We start from the raw sequence: 14,725 nt of genomic DNA, 5'->3' as shown, positions 1-14,725 counted from the left end.
GCAGAAACTGAAAGTTTTCCAAGACCGAATCCAGGTCGAGGAATTCGACTACAAATTACGTTGAGGGAACGAGTGTCCACGATGTCCTGGCATCAAAATCTGTCCACGATGTCGTGGCACTCAACATCTACGTTCTACGTTCTACGTTTGCGTGCTGCGGTTCTGCGGTTCTGCGGTTCTGCGGTTCTGCGTGCTGCGTTCGAGGGTGAGACATGGGAGGCCGATGCTTGGACCCTGCTCCTTTTTCGTCAGCACGCGTTGAATTCACGGCGGGCGCCCATATAATGAGAGCTGGCGTCAGGCCGCTCACACCTTTGCCGGGAGGTTTCCATGGAAAGACGGCAGTTCATCAAGATACTGGGCATGTCATCTCTTTTCCTGCATGGCTGGCTGCGCAACCTGTTCGCGGCACAAGGACCGGTGGTGGCGGTGGCGCAAGGGACCGACCATGCCGGCATCACCCGCAAGGCACTCTCGGCGCTGGGCGGGATGCAACGGTTCGTGAAACCGGGACAGACCGTGGTGGTGAAACCGAACATCGGCTGGGACCGCACGCCCGAGTACGCCGCCACCACCAATCCGCTGGTGGTGAAGGCCGTGGTGGAGGAGTGCCTGAAGGCCGGCGCCAAAAGGGTGAAGGTCTTCGACCGGACCTGCAACGACCCGCGGCGCTGCTACGCCTCCAGCGGCATCGAATCGGCCCTGCGCGGCATGAAGGGGGTCGAGATGAAACACCTCGAGGAAGAGCGCTTCAAGAAGGTGGCGCTCAACGGCAAGGTGCTCAAGGAGTGGGAACTCTACGGGGAGGCGCTCTCGGCCGACGTCTACATCAACCTCCCCGTCGCCAAGCACCACGGCCTGAGCCGGCTCACCCTGGGCATGAAGAACGTGATGGGGATCATGGGGGGCAACCGCGGCTCCATCCACAAGAACATTGACCAGGCGCTCGCCGACGTGAACGCCTCCTTCCGCCCCCAACTCACCCTGATCGACGCCACCAGGATCCTCACCGCCCACGGCCCGCAAGGCGGCAACCTGGCCGACGTGAAGGTCCTGAACCAGGTCATCGCCTCCACCGACATCGTCGCCGCCGACGCCTACGCCACCACCCTCTTCGGCTTGAAACCCGCCGACATCGCCGTGACCCGCACCGCCTACCAGCGCGGGCTGGGCGAGATGGACCTCGACAAAATGAGGATCGTCCGGGTGTGAGAAAGGTAACCACCGCCCGCATCTCGCAGCTTTTGTTCCTCGCCCTGTTCCTGGTCCTGTTCCTGATGACCGAGTACCGCGGCAGCGACCGCATCGTGGCCGCGGTGAACGGCTTCTTCCGGGCCAACCCGCTCACCGCCGCCAGCACCATGCTGGCGACCAAAGAATACCTGCCGCTGCTCCTCCCCGGCCTGATCGTGCTCGTTGCCGCCCTCTTCCTGGGGAGATTCTTCTGCGGCTGGATCTGCCCGCTCGGGACCGTCCTGGACCTCGTCACCGGCAGGATCCGCAAGGTCGGCGCCGTGCGCGCCCTCACCGGCCGCGCGAAATACTGGCTGCTCCTGCCGCTATTGGCCGCGTCCCTGTTCGGGGTGAACCTGGCCGGCCTGCTCGACCCGATCGCGCTACTGCTACGCGCGCTCACCTTCTTCTTCCATCCCCTCTTCGGGGACACGGTGCGCGGCGGCTGGCGCTCCCTGTACGGCATCATGGGCGAGCGGCGCGACCTCCTCGACCCCGGCTACCGCCTGCTGCGCGACTACCTGCTTCCCTTCCGGGAAACCCTCTACCCGCTCGCCTTTCTCTCCGCGCTCCTGTTCCTGCTGATCCTGTTCCTGGAGCGCTACGAGAGGAGGGCCTGGTGCCGCCGCCTCTGCCCGCTGGGAACGCTGCTCGGGCTGGTCTCCCGCCTGGGGCCCCTGCGCCGCACCCCCGCCAGGCTCTGTGCCGACTGCCAGGCCTGCCGCGAGCACTGCCCCACCTCATTCGACCAGGATCTCCTGCAAACCGAGGAATGCATCCTCTGCATGGAATGTGCTCTGCGCTGCCCGTCGCGCCGGGTCCGCTTCCGGTTTGCCGCGGGGCCGCCGCAGGCCGGGCCGTTCATGGAACGGCGCGTCTTTCTGGGGGGACTGTTGGGCGGGGTGGTACTGGCCAGGGGGTTCCGTTTTCGGGAACCGGCCGCCGAGGCGAAGCTGTTACGGCCGCCCGGGGTGCGCAGCGAGGATGAATTCCTGAAGAAGTGCGTGCGCTGCGGCGAGTGCATGAAGGTCTGCCTGAGAAGCGCGCTCTACCCCGCCCTGTTCCAGGCCGGCGCGGAAGGGCTCTACACCCCCTTGGTGGTGCCGCGCCTGGGCTACTGCGAGTACAACTGCACCCTGTGCGGCCAGGTCTGCCCCACCGGCGCCATTCCCGATCTCCCCAGGGAAGAGAAGCAGCGCCAGGTGATCGGCAAGGCCGTCTTCGACAAGAACCACTGCCTCCCCTTCGCCAGGAGGATCGACTGCATCGTCTGCGAGGAGCACTGCCCCATCCCGGGCAAGGCGATCCGCTCCGAGCGGGTCGAGCTGGCCGGCTTCGATGGGGTGAAGAAAACGGTGCAGCAGCCCTACGTAGTGGAGGAACTCTGCAACGGCTGCGGCATCTGCGAGAACGTCTGTCCTCTGGAGGGTAAAGCCGCCATCGAGGTGTTCCGCGTGAAGGACCGGACGCCGCTCAAGCCCTCCTTGCCGGCCGCGCCCACTCCCCAGGATCCCTATACCGATCCGTACGCCGGCAATTCGTAGGTCCCGTCCCCGGTTCCTGCTCTCACACGCGCTTTACCCTCTGTCCTCTGCCCTCCTCCCTCTCGCGCCCCTCCCATCATTCCAGGTACCACACCTTAGCGGACCAAGACACCCCCCTCCCCTTGCGGGAGGGGGTCAGGGGGTGGGGGAACTGGCCAACATGTCCTCAGCTGGCTGCTTCACCCACCCCCCTGCCCCCTCCCGTCAAGGGAGGGGGAGTGCTGGATGCACAACTGGTCTGGGAGTTGCAACTCAGGCTTACGCCCCGTCGGCACCGGCATGTCGGCGCCAGCAAAAACAGCACGAAGGAGACACGGACATGGCCACAGCCAGCATGGGAGACACCATCACGATAAGCTACATCGGGACCCTCGATGACGGCACCATCTTCCACAGCACCGAGGCCGAAGGCCCGCTCACGGCCACTTTAGGGGCTGGCGAGCTCTTCCCGGCGCTCGAGGCCGCCATCGTCGGGATGAGGCCGACGGAGACACGGAACATCTTTCTCCGCGCCGAGGAGGCCTACGGGGCGCGGCTCAAGGAGAACGTCATCCGCGTCGCCCGCGGCTCTTTTCCTGCCGAAAAAGAGATCAAGCCGGGCCAAAAACTGGGCATCGAGTTCGCCGGAGGGACCGCCCGGGTGATGCTGGTGACCGAGGTGAGCGACGAGGCGGTGACCCTGGACGGTAACCACCCCCTGGCCGGCTGCAATCTCACCTTCGCCCTGCGCCTGGACCTGATCCGGTAGCCACCGAGGAGACCTACACATGCACCAACAGGAGAAGCCGGACCGCTACGTCTCTTTCGTGGGCATCGACGGCGATAGGAACTCGGAGGAGTTGATGGCGCTGCTGCGCCGGCACATCGACGACCCGGAGAAGAGCAACGCATTTTGGGAGAAGTTCAAGGAGAAGTTGGCGCGTGTCGGACAACCGGACCAAAACGGCGGGCGCTGTCTGGACGAGCTGTTCCTGGTCCACTCCTACATCAACAACATCCGGGAGCTCTTCGAAGAATACGAGGACGAGGCGGCCCTGGGGCTGCTGGAACGGATAGAGCGGGAGAGTTGCTAGGACCAGGCCTCGATTCCCATCAATAACAAAAAGGGCGCCTCCGTCTTGGGGGCGCCCTTTTTTGCTGCAGCTGTAGCAGCTTCTACCTGAAAACCAGCTTGTCCACCCGCACGGTGCCGTCCTGCACCCGCAGCACGCCGTTGAAAACGGAGCTATCGGTGCTTCCCGTGTAGCCGCAGTCGTAGCCGCCCCTCAGGGTGACCCGGATGTTGCGGTTCAGGGTGAGCCCGCTGCCGAAGAAGAAATGCTGCAGCATGATCAGGTCGTCATCCTGGGCCTGCAGGTAGGCCGTGAACGGATCATTGAAGCCCGCCGCCGGCAGGGTGGCGAGGCTGACCGGTGCAGTGGCACATGTCGTGACGTTGATGGTGAAGGAGGCGGTGGCGCTCGCCCCGGCGCTGTCGGCGACCCTGACCGTAAAGGCATAGCTGCCGGTCGTGTCGGGGACCCCGGAGATGGCCCCAGTGGAAGGGTCCAGGGTCAACCCGTCCGGAAGGCTGCCGCTGGCGACAGACCAGGTGTACCCCGGCATGCCGCCGCTTGCCGACAAGCTCCTGTTGTAGGCGGTGCCGCTGGTTCCGAAGGGAAGTGAGATGGTGTCGACGGCAAGGGCCGTCGGCGCTTCGGTATCTACCGGCTTCACCTCGAAAATGGCGACCGCCTTTGCCGCCTGCCCCAGCATCACCGTGCAGGTGGGCTCGCTTCCGCCGGCTACACCCATCCAACCCACGAAGCGGGAACCGGCATCCGGGGTGGCGGTCAGGGTGACCGGGGTGCCGGCGCCAAACGCCGCCATGCCCATGGTGTCGGTCACGGTGACCGCTATGCCTGCAGGCGAACTGGTAATCTCACCGTTGCCGGTTCCGACCTTGGCAACAGCGAGGGAAAAGGAGCGTTCCGGGACGGCCATGCACCCACCGCTGTTGCCAAACCGGTACAGCCTGGCCAACCCGCCCTCGATGGTGCTGTAGATGATGTCGCCGCAATTGTTCAGGTCGAGGGTGAAGAGGTCGTTGCCCACCCGGTCCGTCAGCAGTTCGCCGCGCACACTGGAGACGATATGCCATCCGGCAATGGCATTGTCGAAACTGGCAACCGCCCATACCATCTCACCGCTGTCGTTGATCGAGACGGCGCGGTAATGCTGCGGATCCGTAGTCACCGCAACCGGTACGGCACTGCCTGCCGCTACCCGCAAAATCCGCCCCGGTCCCGGCTGCACCGGATCGGACTCCAGGAAGACGATGTCCCCGACGTTGTTTATCGACGGCTTGCTGTGCTGCTGCGGCCCGACGGTCAACTGCCCCCGCAGGTTGGAATAGATCTGGCGGATGCCGTTGTCATCGGCCGCGCTCCAGACCACCTCACCGCGATCGTTCAGGTCCGCCTCGCCGATGTAGTTGGCGCTGTTGGCGATGGTGACCGGTACGCCGGCCATGGTCCCGTTCAGCAGGTAGCCGCCAGGATAGCCATAGCTGTACTCGTTCCAGATCATGTCGCCCATGTTGTTGACGATCGGATTACTGCTCCCCGGCGGGGCGGGGAGTTGCCCCCGGGTGGTGGAGAAAAACTGTTGAGCTCCGAGCTCCTGGTTGTACTTGCCCCAAACCACTTCCCCCAGGGAGTTGATGGAGCCGCTCCAGACATCGTCGGCCAGCAGTTCGCGGCAGGGTCCCGCTCCGCAGTTTTGGCGGTATTTGCTCAGGGACACCGCATAGCCCACGCGTCCCCCGCCCGCTGCGACCTTCAGGTAGTAGCTCCCGGTCGCGCCGACGGGGAATGTGAGCTGCAGCGGGGTACCATGCGCCGGAGCCACCAGGTTGCCTTGCCCGTCATAGAGGCCGACGCCGAGGAGGTTGGGGGCGCTGCTGTCAGTGTTGACCGTGACGTAGATGGTGTCACCGGAAGCGGCCTGGAAGCGGTACCAGTCCCAGGTATTCGCCGAACTGTCGACGACCCCCGTGAAGATATCGCCCAGCGCTACCGGAGTCGCTTCGGATTGCGTGTCGTTGGGAACGGGATGGGTCGCACAGGCGCCGCTGTTGCCGAAGCGGTACAGCTTGGCCATCCCGCCGTCGAACCCGCTGTAAATGATGTCGCCGCAGTTGTTCACATCGAGGGTGAAGATGTCTGAAGTCACCCGGTCCACCACGACACCGCGCACACTGGAGACGATCTGCGAGGCGGGAGCGCCATTTCCATAGATGGCCACCGCCCACACCATCTCACCGCTGTCGTTGATCGCGGCGGCACGGTAGTTCTGCTGGTCGGTGGTCACCGCAACCGGCACGGAACTGCCTGCCGTGATGCGGACGATGCGTCCCGGTCCCGGCTGCATCGGATCGGATTCCACGCAGACGACATCGCCGGCGTTGTTTATCGACGGCTTACCGTGCTGCTGCGGCCCGGCGGTCAACTGCCCCCGCAGGTTCGAGTAGATCTGTCGGACCCCGTTGGCGTCGTTTGCGCTCCAGACGACCTCGCCACGATCGTTGAGGTCCTCCTCGCCCATGTAGTCGGCACTGTTGGCGATAGTCACCGGCACGCCGCCGATGGTCCCCTTCAGCAGATACCCCCCCGGATAGCCGTAGCTGTACTCGCTCCAGATCATGTCGCCCATGTTGTTGACGACCGGGTTGCTGCTCCCCGTCGGTGCCGGGAATTGTCCCCGCGTGGAGGAGAAAAACTGTTGTGCTCCGATCTCCTGGTTGTACTTGCCCCAGACCACTTCTCCCAGGGAGTTGATGGAGCCGCTCCAGACATCGTCGGCCAGCAGTTCCCGGCAGGGTCCGGCGCCGCAGTTTTCGCTGTATTTGCTGAGCGAGACGGCGTAGCCCACGTGTCCCGCTACCGCTTCCACCTTCAGGTAGTAGGTCCCGGTCGCCCCGACGGGGAACGTGACCTTCATCGGGATACCCTGCGCCGGGGCCACCAGGTTGCCGCTCCCGTCGTAGAGCCCGACGCCGAGGAGATTGGGGACGCTGTTATCGTAGTTGACCGTGACGTAGATGGTGTCGCCTGCACCGGCCTTGAAGCGGTACCAGTCGAAGGGACTGGCCGAACCGTCTACCACCCCGGTGAAGATGTCCCCAAGGCCTACGGGAGCCGCTTGCGATTGGGTGTCGTTGGCGAGCGGATGCGTCGTGCATGCACCGCTGTTGCCGAAGCGGTACAGCTTGGTCAACCCGCCGTCGAAGGCGCTGTAGATGATGTCGCCGCAGTTGTTCACATCAAGGGTGAAGATGTCGTTGCTCACCCGCTCCACGATGACTCCGCGCACGCTGGAGAAGATCTGCGCTGCGGGAATGCCATTGTCGAAGGTATTCACCGCCCACACCATTTCGCCGCTGTCGTTGATCGCGGCGGCACGGTAGTTCCGCGGGTCGGTGGTTACCACAACCGGCACGGTACTGCCTGCCGCGATGCGGACGATGCGTCCCGGCCCGGGCTGCATGGGATCTGACTCCAGGCAGACGACATCGCCGGCGTTGTTTATCGAGGGCTTGCCGTGCTGCTGCGGCCCGCTGGTCAGCTGCCCCCGCAGGTTGGAGTAGACCTGGCGGGTGCCGTTGCTGTCGGCCGCGCTCCAGACCACCTCGCCGCGGTCGTTGAGGTCCGCCTCGCCAATGTAGTCGGCGCTGTTGGCGATGATCACGGGCACGCCGCGGATGGTCCCCTTCAGCAGGTAGCCGCCGGGGTAGCCGTAACTGTACTCGCTCCAGATCAGGTCGCCCAAGTTGTTGACGACCGGGTTACTGCCGCCCATCGGTTCGGGGAGCTGCCTCCCGGTGGAGGAGTAAAACTGCTGGGTTCCGATCTCCGGGTTGTACTTGCCCCAGACCACTTCACCCAGGGAGTTTATGGAGCCGGTCCAGACGTCGGTGGCCAGCAGTTCCCGGCACGGCCCGGCGCCGCAGTTTTCGCTGTACTTGCTGAGCGAGACGGCATAGCCATTGCGCGAGCCGCCACCTTCAACCTTGACATAGTAGCTGCCGCTGTAGGCGGCCTTGCTGATGATGCTGACCGGGAAGCCGGGCTGGTAGGCGCCGACGGGATTTCCCTGTGCATCGTAGAGGCCGATCATGAAACTGTTGGGCGCGCGGGTGTCGTAATTGGCGGTCACGTAGATCGTGTCGCCGGCACTCGCATCGAAGCGGTACCAGTCGGTAACGTTGTTGGTGTCCCAGTTCACCATCCCGGTGAAGATGTCACCCAAAGCAACCGGCGTCGCCTCTGCCTGGGTATCGTTACCCGCCGGGTAGGTCACGCAGGGGGCATTGCTCCCCAGCCGGTACAGTCTGCGCCCGCCCCCCTCGTCGGCTATGTAGGCGACGTCGCCGCAGCTGTTGACATCAACGCTAAAGATGCCCGACGGTACCGGCGCCGGCAGCACGGGGCCGCGCACGCTGGAGACGATCTGCGTGGTCGAGTTGGCGTTGTCCCGCACCGTCCAGAAGATCTCGCCATTATCATTGATCGCGGCACTGCTGCCGTAGTCCAGGCCCTCGGTTGCCACCAGCACCGGCGTGGTGCTCGCGGCGGCGATCCTGTAGATCTGGGGCGGACCGGGCTGGAAGGAGTCGTACTGCCTGAAAACGATTTCCCCCCTATTGTTGATGGAGGGCATGTCGTGCCGGAGGCTGCCGCTGGTCAACTGGCCGCGCAGGTTCGAGTAGATCTGGCTCTCGCCCGAGTTGTCGCTCTGGGTCCAGACCACCTCGCCCCGATCGTTGATGTCGGCCTGGCCCAGCCAGTTGGTGCTGTTGGCCAGGGTGACGACCTCCCCTTTGATCCTGCCATAGAGTACGTACCCGCCGGGATAGCCGTTGCTGTACTCGCTCCAGACCATGTCTCCCATGTTGTTGACGGCAGGGCTGAAGCGTGAAGTCACGTCGGTGGTGAGCTGGCCGCGCATCGACGAGAAGAACTGCTGCGAGCCGGTGCTGCTGTCATACTGCGACCACACCACCTCGCCCAGCGAGTTCAGCGACGCTGCGTCGACCCAGGCGTCCGTGACCAGTGCCGGTTGCTCTTCCCCCTGAGAAACGGATGCGGTTGCCAGGGCCAGCAAGAAGACGGCCAGCAGCAGGTTGGCGATCCTCACCAACTTCCTCATAACACCTCCAGTCTGATGACAGCCTTCCGCGAGGCTTGCCACGGTAATTTGCACGTCACGCCAGCTACAAAAAAAGGCTATCGCGTTAGGATAGCCCTTCCCATCCACCCGACTTCGGCAGCCCCTCTTTCCAGCCTCGCTTGCGGTGTCGCCTCGAGCCGTTGCCTGGACAGGTAGCTTTGCGTCACCGGGTCACCCCGGCTTTGCCATTTCAGTCTTCGATTTAATTATCGTTCGCGCAGCTTAACAGGCTAATAACCTGTAATCACATCATCTGAACAGTAGCTCCAAGCACATAAACTGTACGCAGATCATTAACATTTTCACGTATACTCGCTGGGCCACAGAGCCTACCTGCTTTGCGGTCGCCTGTCAAACATACTTCAAATTATTCTATGTGTGCCGGGGTAAGAAAAAGCGAAAACGGCTGCTGAAAAGTGGGGTGAGAGAGGCAATGAGTGCGGGAGCGGTGCCGGACGAAGGCGCAGCGGGGAAGCGCCACGCACTTCCACTCCGGCAATACAGGTGTTGAGGCGGGGGGGGGGAAGAGCGGTGTGGCAGGCGCCCGTTCGGCTTGGCCATCCGGGGCGCCCGAGCGACGCGTTTTACAGTTTGAAATGCCCCACCAGACGCTGCAACTTTTCGGCGCTGCCGTAGAGTTCCTGGGCCGCGGCGGCCGACTCGTGGGCGCCGGAGGCGGTCTGGCGCACAGTCTCCGTGATCTGCTGCATGCTGCGGGAAATCTCCCCGGTGGTGGCGGTCTGCTCCTCGGCTGCGGTGGCGACCTGGTTCACCTGCATCGCCACCCCCTGCACCTGTTCCAGGATCTCCCGCAGCGCCTCGCCGGAACGCGCCGCCTCCGCCGTGCCGGTCGTGACCTGTCCCACCCCCTGCTCCATGACCGTCACGGCACCCCTGGTCTCCTTCTGGATCGCTTTGATCATCTCCCCGATTTCGTGAGTGGCGCGGGTGGTCCGCTCCGCCAGGGCACGCACCTCGTCGGCAACGACCGCGAAGCCCCGCCCCTGCTCGCCGGCGCGCGCCGCCTCGATGGCCGCGTTCAGGGCGAGCAGGTTGGTCTGGTCGGCGATGTCCTCGATGGTAACGATGATGGCCCCGATCTGGTCCGAGCGTTCCCCGAGCTGCTCCACCGTCCTCGAGGACTCCTGGACTTTCGCGGCGATCTGTCCCATCACCGACACCGTCGCCTCCACCACCTGGGAGCCGTCCTGGGCGGAGCGGCTGGCAACGTCGGCACCTTCGGACGCCCGCTGGCAACTCCGGGCGATGTCGCCGGAGGTGGCGGACATCTCCTCCCCGGCCGTGGCCACCGTGGCCGACTGCTGCGCCACCTCCTCCGCCGCCGCGGCAATCTTTTCCGCGCCGGAACTGAGCTGTTGCGACGAGGCAACCACCACATCCGCCGTTGCCGCGATCTGCCGCACCATGTCCTGCAGGTTCAGCACGAACCCGTTGAATTCCCTCGCCGTCTCGGCAAGCTCGTCCCTGGAGTCGATCTCCGCCTGCCGGGTGAGATCCCCGGCGGTAACGGCGGTCAGCAGCGCCCGCATGGCGTTCACCGACGCCATGATCGCCCTGAGCAGCATGCCCCCCAGCCCCGCCTGCAGCAGGACGCCCACCAGGCCGATCACCACCCCCTCGACCAGGGCCTTACGCCGCTCCGCATCGAATTCCCCGTCCGCCTGCCGCATCTCCTGGACCAGTGACTCGGTCACCTTGTCCATCTGGGACTCTATCTTTTCCACCTGCGCTTCGATCTGCCGGTCCAGGGCGCGGACTTCCTGGAGCGTGTCCTCGCCCCCCCGCAACAGCGGCACCATCTTCTGCTCGAAGGTCCCGATTATCCCGGTCGCCGCGCCCTGCACCTCGGCCAGAAGCCTCTTTTCCTCGGCGGTATCGGCGTTGGCAACCGTCTTCTCGATGTTCTTGAGCACTTCCGCCTTTTTGGTCTCCCACGCCTTGAGGGCGCGCTCCAGGTCCCGGCTGATCTCCGCATCGGCGATGACCCGGTACAGCGCGAGCCCTGCCATCGAGGCCTCCTTGGCCGACACCGCGGCGTCCGAGCGCTGCGCGCTCTCATCCTGCATCCTCCCCAAGGTGGCAATGGTGCGGAATTCCAGCGTCGTGATGACGGCGATGGTAATCAGCATGATCGCCATGTTCATGATGATCTTCGCGCGGATGGTCGCCATGGTTACCCTCCTGTCCCTGCCATCTTGAACAGCGTCAGCTACTATCTATCGGCTGGCGTCGCCTTTTGATGTATCAGCGGAATCGTAATGACGGCTGCGCTTTCTCCTGTCACTGCGCCTGCTGTCACAGCCTCGTCAGCAGTTGCGCTCGCGGTCGCTGCCACTTCGTCAGCGCTGCACGTTTTTCTTAAAGTTCTCCACTGAACGACCGATTAGGCACCACTAAGACTGTGCCAGCTTCTCGTGGCAAAAAACATGAAATACTGCTACACTACACAAGTTGTCCACATATTGGCTGTCCTTAACTCATGTTATGATAGAGCGATCTGTCGAGTCAGGGAGACGGGAGATGGCGGAAGGTTTGCAGCTGAGAAAGTTTCTTGCCCCCGAGTTCATCTTCGGCGCGGGAGCCCGGGAGTTGGCCGGGCGCTACGCCAAGAACCTGGGCGGCCGCAAGGTTTTGGTGGTTTCGGACCCGGGGGTGGTTCAGGCGGGATGGACCAAGGACGTCACCGACAGCCTCGATGCCGCCGGCGTCTCCTGGGTCCTCTTCACCGCGCTCACCCCCAACCCCAAGGCGGACGAGGTCATGGCCGGGGTCGCCCTGTACCAGGCTGAGCGCTGCGACGCGCTGGTGGCGGTCGGGGGCGGCAGCCCCATCGACTGCGCCAAGGGCATCGGCATCGTCACCTCCAACCACAAGCACATCCTCGAGTTCGAGGGGGTCGACATGGTCAAGGCCCCCATGCCCCCCCTGATCTGCATCCCGACCACCGGCGGCACCTCCGCCGACGTCTCCCAGTTCACCATCATCAGCAACCCGCGCGAGAGGGTGAAGATCGCCATCATCAGCAAGTCGGTCGTGCCGGACATAGCCCTCATCGACCCGGTCACCCTGATCACCATGGATGCCTACCTGACCGCCTGTACCGGGCTCGACGCCATGACCCACGCCATCGAGGCCTTCGTCTCCACCGCGAGCTCCTCCATGACCGACCTGCACGCCCTGGAGGCGCTCAAGCTCCTGTCGGTGAACCTGATCCCCAGCATCCGCAACCTCGACAACGAGGAGTTCAGGAGCCAGGTGATGATGGGGAGCCTGCAGGCCGGCCTCGCCTTCTCCAACGCCATCCTCGGCGCCAACCATGCCATGGCGCACAGCCTGGGCGGTGCGCTGGACCTGGCCCACGGCGAATGCAACGCCATACTCCTCGACCACGTCATCGACTTCAACTTCGACGCCGCTCCTGAGCGTTTCGAAAAGATCGCCGAGGCGTTCGGCCTGGACCTGCGCGGACTCCCCCTCCCCCAGAAGAAGAAGCGCCTTTTAGAGTACGTCCGCAAACTCAAGGCCGAGGCGGGTGTAGCGCGCACCCTGGCGGAGGTCGGGGTCGGGCACGACGACCTGAAGCTCTACAGCGAGCATGCGCTGAAGGACCCCTGCATGGCCACCAACCCGCGCCGCGCCTCCAAGAGGGACATCGAGGTCGTCTATGAAGAATCCCTCTGACCCCCGTCCCCCCGGTGACCCCGATGCCCCCCACGATGCCGGTGCTCCCCCGATGCAAGACCCGCTGGAGGCTCTGCAGCGCAAGCTGGCCGGGCTCGGGGAAACCTCAATGCGCAAAACCTACTACCCCGAGCTGCAGCAGCGCCTGGAGGAACTGGAGCGCCTCAAGGCCTTCCTGGATCACAGCAACGACGCCATCCTCCTGGTCGAGGTGCTGACCGGCAGGATCGTCGACCTCAACGAGTCCGCCTGCCGGCAGCTGGGCTGGAGCCGCGCCGAACTGCTGGAAAAATCCCTCTTCGACCTTTCCGACCTGCAGGACAATCCCGCCGCCGTCTCCCTGATCCGTAGCGACGAGGATGCCGACGTGCGCGACGTGATCGTCACCGAACTGTACCGAAAGGACGGCGAGGCCTTCTGGGCCGAGTTGATGCTGAATCGGATGCACTTCAGGGACAGCGCCTACGTCCTGGCGGTCGCCCGCGACATCACGCAGAGGCGCGCGGTCGAGGAGGCGCTGCGGCAGAGCGAGGAGTTCCTCAAGAACATCGTCGACCACATCCCCGCCATGATCTTCGCCAAAGACGCCCGGCAGCTGCGCTTCATCACCATCAACAAGTACGGCGAGGATCTGCTCGGATTCACGAGGAGTGAGATCCTGGGCAAGAGCAATGCCGAACTCTTCCCCACCGGGCAGGCCGCGTTCTTCAGCCAGAAGGATCGGGAGACCCTCGAGCGGGGCGAACTGGTCGAGATCCCTGAAGAGGTAGTCAGCACCCGCAACGGCGACCGGGTCCTGCGCACCAAGAAGATCCCGCTGCTGGACGAGCAGGGCAAGGCCCGCTACCTGCTGGGGATCGCCGAGGACATCACCGAGCGCAAGCAGCTCGAGGAGAAGCTGGTCCAGTCCCAGAAGATGGAGGCGATCGGGCAGTTGGCAGGCGGGGTGGCCCACGACTTCAACAACATCCTCATGGTCATCCTGGGCTACGGCAGCATGCTCAGAAACGACGCATCGCTGTCGGCACAGCACCGCGAGCAGGTGGACCGGATCATGGACGCGGCGGACAAGGCGGCGCAGCTCACCTCCGGGCTGTTGACCTTCAGCCGCAAGCAGGTGATCAAGACCCAGACCGCGGACCTCAACGACGTCATCCGGCGCGTGGAGAAGTTCCTGTCCCGCATCATCGGCGAGGACGTGCAACTGCGCGCCGTGCTCGCCGGGCATCCCCTGCCGGTGGACATCGACGCCAACCAGATCGAGCAGGTCCTGGTGAACCTCTCCACCAACGCGCGCGACGCCATGCCGCAGGGCGGGCTCCTTACCGTGCAGACCTCGTTGCAGCGCATCGACGCTGCGTTCGTCCAGGCCAACGGCATCGGAGAGCCAGGCCCCTACGCGGTCATCTCCATTTCCGACACCGGGGTCGGCATGGACGACGCCACCAGGAAGAGGATCTTCGAGCCCTTCTTCACCACCAAGGAGGTGGGCAAGGGGACCGGCCTGGGCATGTCCATCGTGTACGGGATCATCAAGCAGCACTCCGGCTTCGTCAACGTCTACAGCGAGCCCGGCATCGGCACCACCTTCAGGATCTACCTGCCGCTCAGCGTGACCAGCCCGCTGGCCGAGGCGGCGCTGCGGGATTTGGAACAGCCCAAGGGGGGGAGCGAGACCATCATGGTGGTCGAGGACGAGGCGGAACTGCGCGTCCTCTTGGAGCAGATCCTTTCCGGCGCGGGCTACCGGGCCATCATGGCGGAGAACGGCGCCGCGGCGATCCAGCAGTACCAGAAGTTCGGCAGGGAGATCTCGCTCGTGCTCATGGACATGATCATGCCCGGGATGAGCGGCAAGGACGCCTGCAACGCGATCAGGGAAATCGACCCGAACGCGCGCGTACTCTACACCAGCGGCTACACCATGGACATCATCAAGAGCCGCGATCTGCTCGAGGAGGGGACGGAACTGCTCATGAAGCCGGTGCGGCCGCTGGAGCTTTTGAAGAAGGTCCGGGAGATGCTGGACAGCTGAG

Annotated in this window: 8 protein-coding genes and 1 riboswitch; of the genes, 6 read left to right on the top strand and 2 right to left on the bottom strand. The window is 64.2% G+C overall.

The window, feature by feature from the left end:
• The first annotated feature begins 330 nt into the window (after nucleotides 1-330).
• The 4 genes from H7687_RS20580 (at nucleotide 331) to cowN (ending at nucleotide 3,850) form a co-directional block, all read left to right on the top strand.
• The gene (locus H7687_RS20580; RefSeq protein ID WP_183350937.1) at nucleotides 331-1,212 is read left to right on the top strand and encodes a DUF362 domain-containing protein; all 882 of its coding nucleotides are present in this window, start codon (nucleotides 331-333) and stop codon (nucleotides 1,210-1,212) included.
• A complete protein-coding gene (locus H7687_RS20575) occupies nucleotides 1,209-2,777 on the top strand; it encodes a 4Fe-4S binding protein (RefSeq protein WP_183350935.1) in 1,569 nt (522 codons plus the stop codon). The genes H7687_RS20580 and H7687_RS20575 overlap by 4 nt, the downstream gene beginning before the upstream one ends.
• Before the next feature lie 319 nt (nucleotides 2,778-3,096).
• Nucleotides 3,097-3,525 (top strand): FKBP-type peptidyl-prolyl cis-trans isomerase, encoded by a 429-nt coding sequence (locus tag H7687_RS20570; RefSeq protein ID WP_183350933.1) that lies wholly within the window; start codon nucleotides 3,097-3,099, stop codon nucleotides 3,523-3,525.
• A 19-nt stretch (nucleotides 3,526-3,544) separates the two neighbouring features.
• Nucleotides 3,545-3,850: a N(2)-fixation sustaining protein CowN gene (cowN, locus tag H7687_RS20565; RefSeq protein WP_183350931.1), complete on the top strand. Its 306-nt coding sequence runs from the start codon at nucleotides 3,545-3,547 to the stop codon at nucleotides 3,848-3,850.
• 82 nt (nucleotides 3,851-3,932) lie between these two features.
• On the opposite strand, the gene H7687_RS20560 is transcribed toward cowN, so the two are convergent.
• Together H7687_RS20560 and H7687_RS20555 are read right to left on the bottom strand one after the other, a co-directional pair.
• Nucleotides 3,933-8,966: a putative Ig domain-containing protein gene (locus H7687_RS20560; protein WP_183350929.1), complete on the bottom strand. Its 5,034-nt coding sequence runs from the start codon at nucleotides 8,964-8,966 to the stop codon at nucleotides 3,933-3,935.
• A gap of 113 nt (nucleotides 8,967-9,079) precedes the next feature.
• Nucleotides 9,080-9,184: riboswitch (cyclic di-GMP riboswitch) on the bottom strand.
• Nucleotides 9,185-9,571: 387 nt separating this feature from the next.
• Nucleotides 9,572-11,179: a methyl-accepting chemotaxis protein gene (locus tag H7687_RS20555; RefSeq protein WP_183350927.1), complete on the bottom strand. Its 1,608-nt coding sequence runs from the start codon at nucleotides 11,177-11,179 to the stop codon at nucleotides 9,572-9,574.
• Between the two features lie 349 nt (nucleotides 11,180-11,528).
• Between H7687_RS20555 and ercA the strand changes: the two genes are divergently transcribed.
• On the top strand, nucleotides 11,529-12,689 hold the full coding sequence (gene ercA, locus H7687_RS20550) for an alcohol dehydrogenase-like regulatory protein ErcA (RefSeq protein WP_183350925.1): 1,161 nt from the start codon (nucleotides 11,529-11,531) through the stop codon (nucleotides 12,687-12,689).
• Nucleotides 12,673-14,724, top strand: a complete 2,052-nt coding sequence (locus H7687_RS20545) for a hybrid sensor histidine kinase/response regulator (protein WP_183350923.1) — start codon at nucleotides 12,673-12,675, stop codon at nucleotides 14,722-14,724. The genes ercA and H7687_RS20545 overlap by 17 nt, the downstream gene beginning before the upstream one ends.
• Nucleotide 14,725: the final 1 nt, after the last annotated feature.

Origin of the sequence: Geomonas paludis, from assembly GCF_014193585.1 — a bacterium.
Classification (GTDB): domain Bacteria; phylum Desulfobacterota; class Desulfuromonadia; order Geobacterales; family Geobacteraceae; genus Geomonas; species Geomonas paludis.
This window is presented reverse-complemented; position numbering and strand designations above follow the sequence as displayed.

Bases quoted from the DNA above. Each gene is read 5' to 3' on its own strand.
- cowN (WP_183350931.1), top strand. From the start codon at position 3,545: ATGCACCAACAGGAGAAGCCGGACCGCTACGTCTCTTTCGTGGGCATC.
- H7687_RS20560 (WP_183350929.1), bottom strand. From the start codon at position 8,966: ATGAGGAAGTTGGTGAGGATCGCCAACCTGCTGCTGGCCGTCTTCTTG.
- H7687_RS20555 (WP_183350927.1), bottom strand. From the start codon at position 11,179: ATGGCGACCATCCGCGCGAAGATCATCATGAACATGGCGATCATGCTG.
- ercA (WP_183350925.1), top strand. From the start codon at position 11,529: ATGGCGGAAGGTTTGCAGCTGAGAAAGTTTCTTGCCCCCGAGTTCATC.
- H7687_RS20570 (WP_183350933.1), top strand. From the start codon at position 3,097: ATGGCCACAGCCAGCATGGGAGACACCATCACGATAAGCTACATCGGG.
- H7687_RS20545 (WP_183350923.1), top strand. From the start codon at position 12,673: ATGAAGAATCCCTCTGACCCCCGTCCCCCCGGTGACCCCGATGCCCCC.
- H7687_RS20580 (WP_183350937.1), top strand. From the start codon at position 331: ATGGAAAGACGGCAGTTCATCAAGATACTGGGCATGTCATCTCTTTTC.